Below are 16,905 nucleotides of genomic sequence, written 5' to 3'. Positions count from 1 at the left end.
CTGTCATGAGGCGTCACTTGATAAATATCAATTCTGCTGGCGCGGATCATGACATCGTTAGTGCAGCGAATACTAGGCGTAAAGGACAGCTTGCTCGCAATCTCCGCTGCGTTCCTGATCCTTGCTGGTGTTTCCTCGACCGCTCAGGCTGCCGCACCGCTGCTGGGACAATACCTTTCCAGAGTGGAGCCGTCTGAGTTGTTCCCCGGCGCCGACCGCTTCGGACCGATCCATAACAGCGTTCCCGTGGCGCCGATCCTTCAGGGCGACAAGGTGCTGGGCTACGCCTATCTCAATTCCGACTTCGTCAACACGACGGGATATTCCGGACGTCCGATCCACGTGCTGGTCGGGCTTGGAACCGATGCCCGCGTCGCCGGGGCCAAGCTGGTCGATCATCACGAACCCATCGTCCTGATCGGCATCGCGGCGGAGCGCATCAACCGGTTCATAGCGGGATATGTCGGCCAGAGCGTGGTCGCACTCGCCAGCCAGTCGTCATCCAGCCCGCCGGTGGACATCGTTTCCGGCGCCACGGTCACTGTCATGGTGATCGGCGACAGCATCGTGCGGTCGGGCCGAAAGGTGGCGCAGGCGCTGGGTCTGGCCGGGGCCGCCGCCACGACAGCGCAATCCAAACGCGTACTGGACCCGACCCAGGGCGATGTCGAGGACTGGGCGACGCTGGTCGGCGACGGTTCGGTCCGGCGCCTCGCCTTGACGGTCGGCGAGGTCAACGCGGCCTTCGAGCGGACCGGCAAGGCGGAGGCGATGGCAAAACCGGAGCCGGGCGCCGCCGACGAGTCCTTCATCGACCTCTACGCGACCCTGGTTTCCATCCCCGCCATCGGCCGCAGCCTGCTGGGCGAGGCCGAATATCAAACGCTGGCCCAAAAACTGAAGCCGGGGCAGCACGCACTGCTGATCGCGGGACAGGGGCGGTATTCGTTCAAGGGCTCGGGCTATGTCCGAGGCGGCATCTTCGACCGGATCGAGCTGGTCCAGGGCGACACCGGCGTCCGGTTCCGCGACCGAACCCATTCGAGGCTGGGCGGAGTGGCGGCCGCCGGGGCTCCAGATTTCCCCGAAGTCGGTCTGTTCGTGATCCCGGAGGGGACGGAGTTCGACCCGGCCGAGCCGTGGCGGCTGTCGCTGCTGGTGCAGCGGGCGACCGGCGCGTTGGAAAAGGCCTTCGTGTCGTTCGACCTCGGCTACCAGCCGCCGGCCAAGTACCTGAAGACGGAAGCGGTTACGCCCCCTGCTCCGACCATGGCTGCCGCGACCGCCGTCGCACCGGAGCAGGACCCGTCTGCGGAAATACCGCTGTGGCAGAGGATTTGGGAGAACCGGCTGGTCGATATCGCGGTCACGCTGAGCGCCATCGCCTTCCTCACCGGCCTCTTCTTCTTCCAGGACAGCCTTGTCCGCCGCCCGGCACTTTATCAAAGGGTCCGGATCGGCTTCCTGCTGTTCACCCTGGTCTGGCTGGGCTGGTACGCCAAGGCGCAGCTTTCCGTCGTCAACATCTTCACCTTCGCCGACGCGGTGCGGACCGAGTTTCGCTGGGACTACTTCCTGATGGACCCACTGGTGTTCATCCTGTGGTTCTCGGTCGCGGCGTCGATCCTGTTCTGGGGACGCGGCGCGTTCTGCGGCTGGCTGTGCCCGTTCGGAGCACTCCAAGAGCTCCTCTACAAGGTCGGCCAACTGCTGCATCTGCCCAAGGTGAAGGTGCCGTTCGGGGTCCACCAGCGGCTTTGGCCGATCAAGTACATGATCTTCCTCGTCCTGTTCGGCCTGTCGATGTACTCGCTGTCGGCGGCGGAACGCGGGGCGGAGGTCGAGCCGTTCAAGACGGCGATCATCCTGCATTTCTTCCGCGACTGGTGGTTCGTCCTGTTCGCCGTCGCACTGCTGGCGGCCGGGCTGTTCATCGAACGCTTCTTCTGCCGCTACTTGTGCCCGCTGGGCGCCGCTCTCGCCATTCCGGGCCGGATGCGGATGTTCGACTGGCTGCGCCGCTACAAGGAATGCGGCAGCCCGTGCCAGCGCTGCGGCAATGAATGCCCGGTCCAGGCGATCCACCCGGAAGGCCACATCAATCCCAACGAATGCATCCAGTGCATGCACTGCCAGGTGCTCTACCACCATGACCAGAAATGCCCGGTCATGATCCAACGGCGTCTGAAGCGCGAAAAGCGCGCCGCCGGGTCCTCGCTAGCCTGAAGGAGAATGAATATGCGTGATGAGAACGAGAAGCCGACGGGCATCGACCGCCGCCACCTGCTGGGCGGCACCGCCAAGGTGGCGGCCCTTGCCGGCCTGACCGGCGCCATCGGCGGAGCCGGCGCCGTAGCAGTCGGGGACAGCCTGCTGGGAGCATCTCCCGCCCATGCGGCATCCGCCGGCGGCGGCAAGCAAAGCGCAGAGGTCAAGCCCGGCGATCTCGACGAATACTACGTGTTCCACAGCGGCGGGCATTCCGGCGAAGTCCGGATCATGGGCGCGCCGTCGATGCGCGAGCTGATGCGCATCCCCGTCTTCACCCGGTGCAGCGCCACCGGCTGGGGGCAGACCAACGAAAGCCGGAAGATCCTGACGGAAGGCCTGTCGGAGAACACCCGCGAGTTCCTGAAGACGCGCGGCGGCGTCTACCAGAACGGCGACCTGCACCACCCGCACATGTCGTTCACCGACGGCACCTATGACGGCCGCTACATCTTCTGCAACGACAAGGCAAACAGCCGTGTCGCCCGCATCCGGGGCGACATCATGAAGACCGACAAGATCATCGAGATCCCCAACGCCTCGGCGATCCACGGCCTGCGCCTTCAGAAGTATCCGCGCACCGGCTACGTCTTCGCCAACGGCGAGCAGCGCGTGCCGACGCCCAATGACGGCAAGATCCTGGACGAGCCGAAGAAGTACCGCTCGCACTTCTCCGCCATCGACGGCGACGCGATGAAAGTGGCGTGGCAGGTCTGGGTGGACGGCAACCTCGACAACACCGACGCCGACTATCAGGGCAAATACGTCTTCTCGACCTGCTACAATTCGGAAGAAGGCGTCACCACCGCCGAGATGACCGCCAAGGAACAGGACTGGGTCGTCGTCTTCAACATCAAGCGTATCGAGCAGGCGGTCAAGGACGGTAAGGTCGAAGTCATCAACGGCGTGCCCGTCGTCGATGGCCGGCACGGCTCGCCCTTTACCCGCTATATCCCGATCCCCAACAGCCCGCACGGCGTCAACACCGCCCCCGACGGCATCCACGTGACGGTCAACGGCAAGCTGTCGCCGACCGTGACGGTGCTGGATGTGCGCCGGCTGGACGATCTGTTCGACGACAAGATCAAGCCGCGCGACGTCGTGGTCGCGGAGCCGCAACTGGGCCTCGGGCCTCTCCACACCGCCTATGATGGCCGGGGCAATGCCTACACCACCCTGTTCCTGGACAGCCAAGTGGTGAAATGGAACCTGGACAAGGCGGTCCGGGCGTTCAAGGGCGAGAAGGTCGATCCGATCGTCCAGAAGCTGGATGTCCATTACCAGCCGGGCCACCTGCACTCCTCCATGGGCCAGACCAAGGAAGCCGACGGCAAATGGCTGATCGTGCTCAACAAGTTCTCCAAGGACCGCTTCCTGAACGTGGGTCCGCTGAAGCCGGAGAACGACCAGTTGATCGACATCTCGGGCGACCAGATGAAGATCGTCCATGACGGCCCGACCTTCGCCGAGCCGCACGACACGCTGATCGTCCACCGGTCCAAGGTGAACCCGGTCAACGCCTACCGCCGCGACGATCCGAGTTTCGCCGATGCCGTCAAGCAGGCCAAGGCGGACGGCGTCGATCCTGAATCCGACAGCAAGGTGATCCGCGACGGCGACAAGGTACGCGTCTACATGACGGCGCTGGCCCCGGCCTTCGGACTGGAGGAGTTCACCGTCAAACAGGGCGACGAGGTCACGATCTACGTCACCAACATGGACGACGTGGACGACCTGACCCACGGCTTCACGGTGACCAACTACGGCGTCGCGATGGAGGTCGGCCCGCAGGCGACCGCTTCGGTCACCTTCACCGCCGACCGTCCCGGCGTCCACTGGTACTATTGCCAGTGGTTCTGCCACGCGCTCCACATGGAGATGGGCGGCCGGATGCTGGTCGAACCGCGCGCGGTATAAGGGAAACGGCCATGTCACGGCTCGGCACTCTGTTCATCGCGGCAGCTGTCCTGGCGGCAACGCCGGCCTGGGCCGGCGGGGCTCGCGCCGCCACGGTGACCATTGCGCCGGGCGGGCTGGCCGCAGCCCTCGGCATGGCGGCTGCCGGCGACGTTCTGGTGCTGGCTTCGGGCATCCATCCGGGGCCGGTCAACATCGCGACGCCCGTCACGCTGGAAGGGCAGCCGGGCTCCGTCATCGACGGCGGCGGCCGGGAAAACACCGTGACCGTCGAAGCGCCCGGAGTGACGCTGCGCAAGCTTACCATCCGCAATTCCGGCCTCAGCTTGTTCGACCAGAATTCCGGCATCTTCCTTGGCAAGGGAGCCGCCGGAGCGGTGGTCGAGGACAACGTCCTGACCGACAACCTGATCGGGGTCTATGTCTGGGGCGCTCCCAACGTTTTGGTCCGAGGTAACCGCGTCCAGGGCCGGACCGATCTGCGCCGCAGCGAGCGCGGCAACGGCATCCAGCTTTGGAACGCGCCGGGGACCAGGGTCGTCGGCAATACCGTGACTCATGGCCGCGACGGCATCTTCGTCACGACCAGCAAGCGGAACGAGTTCCGCGACAACCGGTTCGAGAACGTCCGCTTCGCGGTCCACTACATGTATACCAACGACAGCGAGGTCAGCGGCAACGTCTCGGTCGGCAACGATGTCGGCTACGCGATCATGTTCTCGCGCAACCTTGTGATCCGGGGCAACCAGTCGCGCGGCGACCGGGAGCACGGGCTGCTGCTGAACGCCACCACCAGTTCCCGGATCGAGGACAACCTCGTCGCCGGCCGCTACGCCACGCCGGTCGAGGACGTAGCCGAAGACGACGATGTCGCGGACAGCGACGTGCCGCACGAAGTCGGCGGCTTGGCGGAAAGCGCCCGGATCGGCACCTGGAAATGCGTCTTCGTCTATAACACCAGCAAGAACACGGTACGCAACAATCGCTTCGAGGACTGCGAGATCGGTATCCACTTCACCGCCGGGTCGGAGCGCAACAGCATCAGCGGCAACGCCTTCGTCAACAACCGCACCCAGGTCAAGTATGTCGGGACACGAGCGCTCGACTGGTCGGAGAAAGGCCGGGGCAACTACTGGAGCGATAATCCCGCCTTCGACCTGAACGGCGACGGCGTCGCCGACGAGGCATACCGGCCCAACGACATGGTGGACCGCGTCATGTGGTCGTTTCCGGCGGCCAAGCTGCTGATCAACAGCCCCGGAATCCAGGTGATCCGCTGGGCGCAGTCCCAGTTCCCGGCGCTGCATCCCGGCGGCGTGATGGACAGCGCGCCCCTGATGGCGCCACCGGATCTCCCCAACACCCCGGAAAGGAAGGCCCAGCCGTGAGCCCGACCATCGAAGTCTCCGGCGTATCCAAGCGCTACGGCGACCAGTACGCCGTCCGCGACGTGACGGTGGCGCTGGGAGCCGGCGAATGCGTCGCCCTGGTCGGCCACAACGGCGCCGGCAAAAGCTCCCTGATCAAGTTGCTGCTCGGGCTTACGACACCGACCGGGGGTACCATCCGCGTGCTGGGCGAGGACCCCGCCGGCAATGCCGCCGCCCGCATCCGCCGCCAGATCGGCTACCTGCCTGAAAACGTCGCTTTTCATCCCGCCATGACCGGGCGGGAGAGCCTGGACTTCTACGCGCGCCTGAAGCGCGTCCCGACATGCTGCAACGACGCCCTGCTCGACCGCGTCGGATTGGAAACTGGCGCGCGGAAGCACCGGATCGGGACCTATTCCAAGGGCATGCGCCAGCGCTTAGGTCTGGCCCAGGCCCTGTTGGGCGACCCGAAGCTGCTGTTCCTGGACGAGCCGACGACCGGACTGGACCCGGCTCTGCGTCAGGGCTTCTACCGGATCATCGGCGACCTGCGGGACGCCGGCACCACCGTTCTGCTGTGCAGCCACGCGCTGACCGAACTGGAGGGGCAGGCCGATCGCGTAATCGTAATGAACAGGGGCCGTAAGGTTGCGGAAGGGTCGCTGGCGACGCTCCGCAGCCTTGCCCAGCTTCCGGTCCGCATCCGGCTGACGGTGCCCGATACCGGCTTTGCCGCCTTGGAGGGGGAGTTGACCGGCATCTTCGGCCGGACCGCCACCCGGCTGGCCGGCGGCGTCGTCGAGCTGGTCTGCGCCAACGACGACAAGCTGGACATAGTCCGGCGGATCGCCGGGATCGGCACGCCGCTGGATGACATGGAAATCGTACAGCCCAGCCTGGACGAGATGTACGCACACTTCCTGCGGCAGGAGGCCGCCCAATGAGCACCATCCTGATCATCGCGACCAAGGAAGTGCGCGAAGCGCTGCGCAACCGCTGGGTCGTGGCGATGACCCTGCTGATGGCGGCGCTGGCCCTGACGCTCAGCTTCCTGGGGAGTGCGCCGACCGGCACCATCGGGGCCGGGCCACTGGAGGTCACCATCGTCAGCCTGTCCAGCCTGACGATCTTCCTGCTGCCGCTGATCGCCTTGCTGCTGTCGTTCGACGCCATCGTGGGCGAGATCGACCGGGGCACCATGGCGCTGCTGCTGTCATATCCGGTCGCCCGCTGGCAAGTGATGCTGGGCAAGTTCATCGGCCACGCGGCGGTGATCGCCTTCGCCACCACGCTCGGCTACGGCGCCGCCGGGCTGGCGCTGTGGTTCGGCGAGGCCGGGATCGAGCCGGAAAGCTGGCGGGCCTTCGCCGCCATGATCGGGACCAGCGTCATGCTGGGAGCGGCCTTCACCGCCCTTGGCTACCTTGCCAGCACGATCGTCCGCGACCGGGGCACGGCGGCCGGGATCGCGGTCGGTATCTGGCTCGGCTTCGTTATGCTCTACGACATGGGGCTGCTGGGCCTTCTGGTCGCCGACCAGGGCAGGACCATCGATGCCGGCGTGATCAACTGGCTGCTGCTGGCCAACCCCGCCGACACCTACCGCCTGTTCAACCTGACCGGCTTCAAGAACGTCAGCCTGTTTGCCGGGACCGCCGGGCTGGCGAGCCAAGTCCAGTTTGGCGCCCCCGTCCTGCTGGGCGTGCTGGCCGCCTGGATCGCCGGACCGCTGACGCTTGCCGCCGTCATCTTCTCGAGGAAGCAGATATGATGCGGAAATCCTTGTCGTCGTCGCTGGCAGCCTTCCTTCTCGCCGCACTGCCCCTGCTGCCGCTGACCGGCTGCAAGGAGGACGAAGCCGCTTCGGCACCACCCCCGCCGCGCGCGATCACGGCGGAGGCCGTCGGGCATTACTGCGGCATGACCATGCTCGACCATCCCGGCCCCAAGGGACAGATCGTCCTGAAGGGACGGGACAGGCCGGTCTGGTTCTCCTCCGTCCGCGACACCTTCGCCTATACGATGCTCCCCGAGGAATCGCACGACTACCGCGCGATCTATGTCACCGACCTGGAGGCGGCAACCGACCCGGCGCACCCGGACCTCGCCCGATGGACGGAGGCCCGCACCGCATGGTTCGTCGTCGGCAGCGGGTTCGCGGGCGGCATGGGCGATGCCGAGCCCCTGCCCTTCGCGGGAGAAGCGGCGGCCCGCGCCTTCGCCGCCAGTCACGGCGGCACGGTCAAGCGGTTCGAGGAAGTAACGGACGACTATATCCTGGCCCCACCGGCGGAAACCGACACCGGAAGCGCGCCATGACCGCGCGTCATACCCGCCGGCGCTTCCTCGGCATCGCGGCGTCGGTCGGCGGAATGGCGCTGCTGCCGCCTTTTTCGGCCTGTGCCGCCGGTCCTGGCCTGCACGTCTGGCGCGGCGTGGCGCTGGGTGCCGATGCCTGCTTGCAACTCCATCATCCCGATCCGGCAGAGGCCGAACGCCTGATCCGCCTTTGCCTCGCGGAAGTCGGCCGGCTGGAACGGCTGTTCAGCCTCTACCGTCCGGACAGCCTTCTAGTCCACCTGAACCGAACCGGCGAACTTGCCGGTCCGCCGCAGGACATGGTCCGCCTGCTGTCGGAGGCGGTCCGGTTCAGCCGCCTGACCGACGGGGCGTTCGACGTCACCGTCCAGCCGCTGTGGCAACTCTATGCGGAGCACTTCGCCCGTCCCAGCGCCGATCCGGCGGGGCCTCCGCCGGCGGCGGTCGAGGCGGTGCGTTCCCTGATCGATTACCGTGCGCTCCGCATCGAGGAGGACCGGGTCTCGTTCAATCGGCACGGCATGGCGGCGACCCTGAACGGGATCGCCCAGGGCTACATCACCGACCGCGTCGCCGACCGCCTGCGGGCGGAAGGCATGACGAACGTGCTGGTGGATATGGGAGAAGTGCTGGCGGTAGGCGGTCACCCCGATGGACGACCCTGGCGGGTTGGACTGCGCGGCCAAGATGACGATGCGCCGAACGCCGAGGTGCTTGAAATTGCCGATGCCGCAGTGGCGACATCTTCATGTCTAGCCACCCGGTTCGACGTCGCCGGCCGCTTCGGACACATCTTCAACCCTGCAACCGGCCGCAGCGCGAACGAAACACTTTCGGTAACCGTCACGGCCACCAACGCGACTGCCGCCGATGCTCTATCCACCGCCCTTACCGTCATGTCCGCTGACCAAGCCGCAGCCCTGCTCGATGAAATTCCGAATATCACTATGAGGATCTCGAGCCACGACACTGGCCAAACACCGACGTAGCGCGTTCCCGGTCACGCGGCTTCTGGATCATTTGCGGGATGGCTCCGGATGCGGCGGGTGCAAGGCCCAAGGCGATCGACGATCGCCTTGGGGTCTCTGTCACGTCCGGCATGACCACCTCATCACCGGCTACCGAGCACCTCCTTTGTCGATCATTTTCTGTCTGAGCAACCGGTGTTGAACTTTGCCGGTCGCGGTGCGCGGAAGGTCGTCGGGCGCCGCAAGGGAAACCGAGCGCGGGCGCTTGTAACCGGCGAGGAGCGGTTTGCACCACTCCATCAACGTGTCCGACGCCAGTGCCGCCCCCTTCTTCGGCACCACGACGGCATGCACGCGCTCGCCCCACTTGTCGTCGGGCAAACCGATCACCGCGACGTCCTGGATCTCGGGATGACCGGCCAGAACGGCCTCGATCTCGGTCGGATAGACATTCTCGCCGCCGGTGATGATGAGGTTCTTTTTACGGTCGATCAGACGGATGTATCCCTCATCGTCGCGGAGTGCCACGTCGCCGACCGTGCAGTAATCGCCGATGAATGCCTCCCGCGTCTTCTCCGGCTGTTTCCAGTAGCCGTCGAAACAGTAGGGGGAGCAGGAGAACAGTTCTCCCGGCTGCCCGTCCGGCACTTCCCGGCCGTTATCGTCGAGCAGGCGGATCGGCGCAGAGCCGACCACTTCCCGACCGACCGTCCCCAGCTTGTCGAACTGCTCATGAGGATGCAGCATCGTCACCCAGCCGGCCTCGGTCGAGCCGTAAAGCTCGAACAGGCCGGAGTTCGGAAACATCTTCATGACAGCGCGCTTTGTCTCCACCCGCGCCGGAGCGGAGGAGATCATCAGTTTCTCGACCCGATCGAAGCGATGGCGTTCCCGGTCGGCGGCGGGAACGTCGAGCATCATGCCGTACTGCGTCGGAACCAGAGACGTGAAGGTAGCCCCGGTCTCGCCGAAAGTACGCAGGCATAGCTCCGGATCGAAGCTTTTCCGCGAGAAGATCGTGACGGTGCCGCCGACATAGGTGAAGGCGCTGAAGAAGTTGAGGGAATTGGCGTGGCACATGGGCATGACCAGAAGTGCGTCGTCGCGGCGGTGGAGGCTCAATTCCACTTCCGTCATGAGCGCCAGCATCGACATGCCCCGGTGGCCCCGGATCGCTCCCTTGGGATTTCCGGTCGTGCCTGATGTGTACATAAGCGTCCAGGGATCTTCCGGCCTTGCGGGGTCAGCGGGCTCGCCATCGCTAGCGGCGGCAAGCAGGTCCTCGTATGACCGATACCCGGTCGGGCAGTTTGGCCGGCCGAAATGGACGTAGTTGCCGGACGGAATGGACAGCCCCTCCCGGATCGCCTCGACCTCCTGGAACAGAGCGTCCTGAACGATCAGGGCGGAGGCTTCGGCATCCTCCACGATGTATCGTATCTCCGGACCGACCAGCCTGAAGTTGATCGGAACGGCCACCAGCCCGGACTTCGCGGCGGCGGCATAGATTTCCGCCCATTCGACGCAGTTATAGGCGAGCACCGCGACGCGGTCGCCCTTGCGCAGCCCCAGTCCGAGCAGAGCGTTGGCAAGCCGGCAGCTCCGGGCGTTCCACTCCCTGAAGGTCATGGCGCGCTCAAGGTCACGCGCTCCGATCCGGTTGGGCTGGAGACGCGCCTGGGCGGCCAGCATCTGCCCAATGGTCAGCAGTCCGTTCATCGCGTCCTCTCCCCTGCTGGATGGGACGGCTGCTCGCGCCGTTTCTTCTCCGCATCGTCCCAGGCGGTAAGGGGCTGGTAATCGGGAACGAAGCCCAAGCCCTTGTTGCCGTCGGATGAGGCGACGGTCTGCGAGGTGACGACGTCCAGCACGGCCGGAGCGTTGTCCAGCGCACGGCGCAGAGCCGCCGGCAGGTCTTCGGCGTTTTCGACCCGCTCCCCATAAGCGCCCAAAGCCCGCCCCATGGCTGCGTAGTCGGAATGCCGGAGCGTGGTTCCGACGACCCGGCCACCGTAGTTGACCTCCTGGTCGTAGCGTTCGATGTTCCAGGCCGCGTTGTTGGAGACGATAAAGACGGCCTTGGCGCCGTGCCGGACGGCAGTGTCAACCTCCATCGCATTGAACCCGAACGATCCGTCGCCGTTGACCGAGATCACCTGCCGGTCCGGGAAGGCCAGCGATGCCGCGACGGCGAAAGGAACGCCGACGCCGAGGCAGCCGAACGATCCGGAATCCATGTAGGTCCCGGCGGACAGGCCGATCCGGGCGAAGCTCAGGATGTCGCCGCCATCGGCGATGGCGATGTAGTCGGGGTCGGCGGCCTGGGCGATGGCCTCGAAGATCCGGGCGGGATGGATCTTGCCGTCGGAGCCCGTCGCCGGCGACTGCTTGGCCGACCCGGTACGCTCGACATGCTTGCGGCGAAGTCCTTCGGTCCAGGCGCGGTCCACGGCGGGAGTGCGGTTGCCGGCGGCCTCGGCAATGGCGCTGAGCGCCAGACGCGGGCTTGCCAGCAGCTCCGGCTGCCCGCGCCGGTTATCGATCAGTTCACCGGCGGTATCCGCGATGCGGACGAACCGGGCGTTGGGGAACACGGCCGGCGATCCGTAGCCGAGCTGGTAGTCGAGCTTGCGTCCGACCAGGACCACCAGATCGGCCTGGGACATCGCGGCGGCGCGCATGGCGCCGACGACAGCCGGATGATCCTGCGGCACCAGCCCCCGGCTTTCCTGAGTGTCCAGATAGACGGCGCCGCTGGCATCCAGCAGCCGCATCAGTTCGGCTCCCGCTCCTCTGGCCCCGCGCCCCGTGACGACCAGCGGGCGCTTGGCCGACCACAGGGCTTCGACCGCTTGCCCGACCGTCACCGGATCGGGAGCCAGCTCGCGCCGGGGTTTTGCCTGGAGCCATTCGTCGAGCACCAGGGCCGGCGGAACCTCCACCCGCAGCACGTCGGTCGGGATCTCGATATAGACCGGGCCAGGCTCGCCCAGGTCGCCCATCGCCCGCGCCACCGCTTCGTCCAACTCGCGCAGCACCTGCTCGGCAACCCGCGCGGTTCGGGAAGTACGGGTGACGGGCTTCAGGATATCGGCGTGCGGGATGTCCTGAAGCGGTCCCATGTTGACCTGCGGACGCGGCGGGCAACCGCCCAGCAGCAGCAGCGGCACGCGGGCAAGCGAGGCGTTGGCGACGGCGGTGACGGTGTTCGTGACCCCCGGTCCCGCCGTGACCATGACGACGCCGAGCGTGCCGGTCAGTTCGGCATGGGCGTGGGCCATGTGGACGGCCGCGCCCTCGTCGCGGACGTCGATGATGCGGATTCCAAGCCGGGCGGCATGGTCCCAGATCGGCTGGATGTGTCCGCCTTGCAGGCCGAAGATGCGGTCGATGCCGCGCGCCGCCAGGAACTTCGCGATCCAGCCGGCGCAGTTCTGCTCGCCGTTTTCGATGATGTCGTTCATTTGCTTTTTCCTCCCATATCGACCGCCAATTCATCGATCGGTCTGTCGTTTCGAGGGAAACACAGGGATCGTTCGGGCGGTTCAAGTCTAAAATTGGACATCCGGTCGTTATCCCAGGAAACCGGTCGATATCCAGGGTATCGCCGCCACGATGATCAGTCCGACGGCAAGTCCGCCCATGTATCCGAGGATCGGTTTCATGCCCTCGTCCGGATTGACCCGGCCGATGGCGCAGGCCGCGTAGTACCCGACACCGAAGGGCGGCGCGAACAGCCCGATGCCCATGGCGAGGATGACGACCATCGCGTAATGGACCTCATGCACCCCCACCTGATGCGCGATCGGGAACAGCAGCGGGCCGAACAGCACGATGGCGGGAATACCTTCCAGCACGCTGCCCAGGATCACGAAAGCGACGATCGAGACCGCCAAGAAACCGGCCGTTCCGCCCGGCAGGCTCGTCATCGCCGCTGCCAGGGTGTTCGAGAACCCGGATTGGGTCAGTGACCACGCCATGCCCGTGGCCGTCCCGATGATCAGCAGGATCGCCCCCGACAATGCTGCCGTTTCCACCAGCATCGGCATCAGGCGGCGCCAGTCGAAGCGTCGGTAGATCAGCAATCCTACGACCAGCGAGTACGCGATCCCGAGAGTTGAAACTTCGGTCGCGGTGGCGACGCCTTCCACCACGGCGGCGCGGATTACGAAAGGCAGGGCAATCGCCGGCAAGGCCACCGCCAGGCTGCGCAGGATCTCCGACCGGGTGGCACGCCGCACATGCGACAGGTCCTCGTTGCGGTACCGATACCAGACCACCGCGCAGAGCGTGACCGCAAGGACCAGTCCGGGCAGCAAGCCGCCGGTGAACAGGGCGGAAATCGAAACGCCGGTGACCGAGCCCACGGTGATCAGCACGATGCTCGGCGGGATGGTTTCGGTCTGCGCGCCGGTCGCCGAAAGCAGGGCCACGAGGTCGCCGGGCTTGGCGCCCCTGTCCTTCATCTCCGGGAACAGAACAGGCGCCACGGCGGCCATGTCGGCGGCTTTCGACCCGGATATTCCCGACACCAAGTACATGGCCCCGACAAGCACGTAGGAGAGGCCGCCCCTGACATGCCCGAGCAGCGACGCCAGGAACGCCACCATGGCCCGCGCCATGCCGGTCATCTCGATCAGGAGGCCCAGGAACACGAACAGCGGCACCGACAGCAGGATCAGATGGGACATGCCTTCGTCCATCCTGCCGATCAGGACGATGACGGGCAGGCTGGTGGTCAGCGCCAGGAAGCCGTAGGTCGCCAAGCCGAACGCGAAGGCGATCGGTACGCCTGCGAAAACGGTCACCGCCGTCACGCCGACGAAGAAGACCAGCAGGTTGAGGTTGCCGATCGTCTGGAACCAGGGCGCCATCAGGAAAAAGCCCAGAGCCAGCCCGGCAACCAGCAGAACGGCGGTTCCGACCAGCCGCCAGTCGGCGACGTCGATCAGACGAAGCACCGCGAATACGGCCATCAGCGCAAGACCGGTCGGAAGCGCGCTGGCACGCCAGGCGTTCGACAGCTCGAGGGCCGGCGTGGTGATGAATGCTTCCTCCGCCGCGTACTCGAAGGACGGCTCGACGACGAAGAGCAGGAAGGTCAGCGCCGCCACTATGGCGACGACCTCGAGAAAAGCGCGGACGCGCGGCGACGCCATGCCGACGACGGCGGTCATCCGCATGTGCTCGCCCCGCCTGAAGGCGACGACCGCTCCCAGGCTGGCGAGCCACAGGAACAGGATCGACGTTACCTCGTCGGTCCAGATCAGCGGCCGGTGCAGGACGTAGCGTGCGATCACGCCGGAGAAAAGCACGCATATCTCGATGACGATGAGCAGAGCGGCAATGCGCTCAACGGCCCAGCCAAGGACCTTGCCCGCCTTGCGCAGGGTTTCGACCGGTGGGGACGCTTTGGAAACCTGGGGAGGTCCGGCCGCACCGAGGATCTTATCGACGGTGTTCATGGTCTCACCCGATATTGCCGGCGTATTTCTGAACCAGCGTCCAGGCGTCGGCGCCGAACTTATCCTTCCATTGGCCATAGAAGCCGGTGCCGCTCAGCGCCTTCTGGAAGGCGTCGACATCGACCTTGTTGAAGACCAGTCCCTTGCCTTCCAGCGACTTCTGGAGGTCCACGGTCGCCTTCGCGACGTCATCGCGCTCCTTGAGGGCTGCGGCGTTGAGATGCTTGGCCATGACCTGCTGGACATCCGCAGGCACGCCGCGCCAGATCCGCCCGCTGGCGAGCATCCAGAACCCGTCCCAGGCGTGGTTGGTCAGCGAACAGTACTTCTGGACCTCGTAGAACTTGGCGAAGTCGATCAGCACCAGCGGATTTTCCTGAGCGTCGGCGATCTTGGTCTGGAGCGAAGAGTAGGCGTCGCTCAGGGGAATGCTGACCGGCGAGGCGCCCAGCGCCGTGAACATAGAAACCCAGAGCGGCACCACGGGAACCCGGATCTTAAGGTTCTTCAGGTCGTCAGGAGTCTGGATCGGCCGGTTGCTGGTCGTGATCTGGCGGAAGCCGTTGTCCCAGACGGCGTCGAATGCATGCAGGTTGGCTTTGCCGATGTTCTGCCGGATGTAGTTGCCGACCTCGCCGTCCATCGCCGCCCAGACCTTGTCGTAGCTGGTAAAGGCAAAACCCAGCCCGGTCAGCGAGGTGGACGGGATCAGGGTCGAAAGAACGGTGCCGGGAAACGTCGCGAGTTCGAGCGCGCCGGAGCGGATCTGGGACATCATGTCCGAGTCACTGCCGAGCTGATTGTTCGGGAAAAGCGTAATCGCGACGGCGCCATTCGTTTCGGCCGCGATGGCGTCGATCGCTTCGCGAAGACGCACGTTGACGGGATGCGCCACCGGAAGGTCCGTGCCAAGCTTGAACTTGAACGAGCCGCCCTGCGCCCTGGCAGCTCCGACACCCAGATTGCCGGTTACGCCGGCAGCCGCCACGGCCCCCGCCGAGACTTTCAGAAAAGCGCGCCTGTCGAAATGCACCATGTTCGTTTCCTCCCTCTGGGCTTTTTTGGCAGGTCCGTGACCCGGATCGCCGCAGCCAGTTCAGGTTCGATCTTTTTGCATACTGAATTTGAATTCGGACTCTGAATACAGTATGCAAATTCCGGATTTTTGCAATAGGTTTGTTGTGCGTGGCGCGTTAAACTGCGCCGCGCGATATCCGGCCGAGGACCTCATGCGCGCACTGACCACCCAATCCCGCCTTGTCGAGCAGGTGTACGAAGCGATCCTTTCGGAAATCACCGAAGGAAAGCTCCCGCCCAATTCGCGGCTGATTCAGGATGAGTTGGCGGAGGTTTACGGCGTCTCGCGCCAACCGGTGCAGCAAGCGCTGCTCCTGCTGCGCAATCATGGGCTGGTCCGGGATGCGCCCCGGCGTGGCCTTGTCGTTTCTCCGCTGGACATCGACTTCGTGCGCAACCTGTACGAAATACGCGAGGTGCTGGAAGGGCTGGCGTGCCGCAAGGCGGCCGAGTGCGGCCCCGAGCGGGCGCGGGAGAAAGGACCGGAACTGATCGCGGCCGGCCGGGAGGCGGTCGAAACCGGCTCGGTCACCAAGCAGATCGCCGCCGACATGGCGTTCCACTGCTTCCTCTATGACATCTCGGGCAATTTGCTGATCGCGGAGACCATGGAGCCCAACTGGCACTATCTGCGCCGGGTCATGGGCGAAGTGCTGCGCGACGACGAGAAGATGCCGGGCAGCATCTGGGACGAGCACGCCGCCATCCTGGAGGCCGTCATCGCGGGTGAGGCCGACAAGGTGGAGACGCTGGCCCGGCAGCATATATCGCGCGCCGCCAAGGTCTACGTGACCCGGCTGCAAGCCCATCAGGAAGCGGTCATGGCGGGCCACCGGAGCCGGTCGCTGAGGCGCGATCAGCGATGACCGGGGTCCGGACGCCAGATTGACGTTCGGAGCCAAGCGGTCGGTAAACAGCCTTCAGAATGAGCAGAGCGATCACGAGCGTGCGTCGGAGATGCCGGCGCGCGGCACACCCTCCTTGGGCGGCATGGATGAATCACATGCTGTTCCATCGTCTCACCGATCATCGGATTACCTGAAAGATAGATCTCAAATTTTTTGACGGCGGAGCCCCACGGAGCCTTGATTCGAATTCGAATTCAGAATACGGTTTCCGAATTCACCAAAGAAGAGCTCGTTGCAAAGGGCCTGATGGAAAATCGGAAAAGAACACATGGAGGAAACATGCCCGGTCCCCAAACCCGGATCGACGGCAAGCCGCGTGAAGGTTTCACGGGTGATGGACCCGTGAGCGAGGGTCTTCAGCGGCGTCAGGTCCTTGCCCTTGGATCGGCGGCGGTGGCCGCCTGCTGCCTCGGCGCCTCCGGTTCCGCCCTGGCCGCCAATCCCGCCCCGGCCGCCGAGCGGCCGCAGAAGGGCGACTGGCTGGTCATCGCCGACGAGGGCGAGCACGAGGGCAAGGTGGTCACGCTGGACATGCTGAGCGTCGGCGGCGCCATGATGAACGCCTGGCCGGTCGATGCCGAAACCAAGACCACGCGGTCGAAATCCCGTTTCA

12 protein-coding genes and 1 pseudogene are annotated in these 16,905 nt (G+C 65.3%); 9 read left to right on the top strand and 4 right to left on the bottom strand.

What is annotated here, in order from left to right:
• Positions 1-48: 48 nt before the first annotated feature.
• The 7 genes from N826_RS22620 to N826_RS22590 are packed head-to-tail and all read left to right on the top strand — an operon-like array spanning position 49 to position 8,863.
• The gene (locus N826_RS22620) at positions 49-2,226 is read left to right on the top strand and encodes a NosR/NirI family protein (protein WP_084721054.1); all 2,178 of its coding nucleotides are present in this window, start codon (positions 49-51) and stop codon (positions 2,224-2,226) included.
• A gap of 6 nt (positions 2,227-2,232) precedes the next feature.
• Complete coding sequence (gene nosZ, locus N826_RS22615) at positions 2,233-4,185, top strand: TAT-dependent nitrous-oxide reductase (protein WP_211099351.1); 1,953 nt, start codon at positions 2,233-2,235, stop codon at positions 4,183-4,185.
• Positions 4,186-4,196: 11 nt separating this feature from the next.
• Positions 4,197-5,573 carry a nitrous oxide reductase family maturation protein NosD gene (locus tag N826_RS22610; RefSeq protein ID WP_044432550.1) on the top strand — a complete coding sequence of 459 codons (1,377 nt, stop codon included), beginning with the start codon at positions 4,197-4,199 and terminating at the stop codon, positions 5,571-5,573.
• Entirely contained in the window at positions 5,570-6,499 is a 930-nt protein-coding gene (locus N826_RS22605; RefSeq protein ID WP_044432549.1) for an ABC transporter ATP-binding protein, read from the top strand. The genes N826_RS22610 and N826_RS22605 overlap by 4 nt, the downstream gene beginning before the upstream one ends.
• Positions 6,496-7,326 carry an ABC transporter permease subunit gene (locus N826_RS22600; protein WP_044432548.1) on the top strand — a complete coding sequence of 277 codons (831 nt, stop codon included), beginning with the start codon at positions 6,496-6,498 and terminating at the stop codon, positions 7,324-7,326. The genes N826_RS22605 and N826_RS22600 overlap by 4 nt, the downstream gene beginning before the upstream one ends.
• Entirely contained in the window at positions 7,323-7,874 is a 552-nt protein-coding gene (locus N826_RS22595) for a nitrous oxide reductase accessory protein NosL (RefSeq protein ID WP_044432547.1), read from the top strand. The genes N826_RS22600 and N826_RS22595 overlap by 4 nt, the downstream gene beginning before the upstream one ends.
• Positions 7,871-8,863, top strand: a complete 993-nt coding sequence (locus N826_RS22590) for an FAD:protein FMN transferase (protein WP_044432546.1) — start codon at positions 7,871-7,873, stop codon at positions 8,861-8,863. The genes N826_RS22595 and N826_RS22590 overlap by 4 nt, the downstream gene beginning before the upstream one ends.
• A gap of 129 nt (positions 8,864-8,992) precedes the next feature.
• Here N826_RS22590 and N826_RS22585 read toward each other — a convergent pair whose 3' ends face one another.
• From N826_RS22585 to N826_RS22570, 4 genes are all read right to left on the bottom strand, one after another.
• Entirely contained in the window at positions 8,993-10,561 is a 1,569-nt protein-coding gene (locus N826_RS22585) for a class I adenylate-forming enzyme family protein (protein ID WP_044432545.1), read from the bottom strand.
• The gene (locus tag N826_RS22580) at positions 10,558-12,306 is read right to left on the bottom strand and encodes a thiamine pyrophosphate-binding protein (protein ID WP_044432544.1); all 1,749 of its coding nucleotides are present in this window, start codon (positions 12,304-12,306) and stop codon (positions 10,558-10,560) included. The genes N826_RS22585 and N826_RS22580 overlap by 4 nt, the downstream gene beginning before the upstream one ends.
• Before the next feature lie 108 nt (positions 12,307-12,414).
• Entirely contained in the window at positions 12,415-14,307 is a 1,893-nt protein-coding gene (locus tag N826_RS22575) for a TRAP transporter large permease (protein ID WP_044432543.1), read from the bottom strand.
• A 4-nt stretch (positions 14,308-14,311) separates the two neighbouring features.
• Entirely contained in the window at positions 14,312-15,343 is a 1,032-nt protein-coding gene (locus tag N826_RS22570) for a TRAP transporter substrate-binding protein (protein ID WP_044432542.1), read from the bottom strand.
• Between the two features lie 193 nt (positions 15,344-15,536).
• Here N826_RS22570 and N826_RS22565 point away from each other — a divergent pair, with 193 nt between their 5' ends.
• On the top strand, positions 15,537-16,250 hold the full coding sequence (locus tag N826_RS22565) for a GntR family transcriptional regulator (protein ID WP_044432541.1): 714 nt from the start codon (positions 15,537-15,539) through the stop codon (positions 16,248-16,250).
• Between the two features lie 321 nt (positions 16,251-16,571).
• Positions 16,572-16,905, top strand: a pseudogene (locus N826_RS22560) (hypothetical protein); the annotation flags it as partial.

Origin of the sequence: Skermanella aerolata KACC 11604 (assembly GCF_000936425.1) — a bacterium.
Lineage (GTDB): Bacteria > Pseudomonadota > Alphaproteobacteria > Azospirillales > Azospirillaceae > Skermanella > Skermanella aerolata.
The sequence above is the reverse complement of the archived record's forward strand: the minus strand, read 5'-3'. Positions and strand labels throughout refer to the sequence as shown.